At 66.4% G+C, this 625-nt stretch carries 1 pseudogene; it reads left to right on the forward strand.

Annotated elements, in window-relative coordinates:
• Positions 1-625, forward strand: a pseudogene (locus FQ192_RS33870) (hemagglutinin); the annotation flags it as partial.

The raw sequence follows: 625 nt of genomic DNA on the forward strand, positions 1-625 counted from the left end.
CGGTAGGGGCTGGCACTGCGCAAACCAGTGTGGCAAGTGCATTGACGGCGCTGAACACCGACACGGTCAACACCGCCAACATCGCGGTGAAATATGATGCTGTCGGCGGCAACGCCATCACCCTGGGGGCGACGGGTGGTGCAGGCGCACCGGCCGGTGGGGTGAAAATCACCAACCTGAGTGCCGGGGCCTTGAACGGCACCAGCACCGATGCGGTGAATGGCTCGCAATTGTTTGCGACCAACCAGACCGTCGATGGCCTCGTCAACAATGGCGCGGGTATCAAATATTTCCACGCCAACTCGACGCTCGCCGACAGCGCCGCGACCGGCGTGGACAGCGTGGCCGTCGGTCCCGCCGCCAGTTCCACCGCCGCGAACGCGGTGGCCATCGGCAACGGTGCCGTGGCAGGCACTGCCAACTCCGTCGCCCTGGGCAACGGCGCCACCACGGCTGCGGCTGTTGCGACCGCCAGCGGTGTGGTCAACGGTGCCACCGTCACTTACGCCGGTGCTGCACCGACCGGTGTGTTGAGCGTCGGCAGCGTGGGCAACGAACGGCAGATCACTAACGTCGCCGCCGGTCAGGTTTCCGCGAGCAGCACCGACGCCGTCAACGGCAGCCA

Origin of the sequence: Pseudomonas sp. ANT_J12 (genome assembly GCF_008370045.1) — a bacterium.
GTDB lineage: Bacteria > Pseudomonadota > Gammaproteobacteria > Pseudomonadales > Pseudomonadaceae > Aquipseudomonas.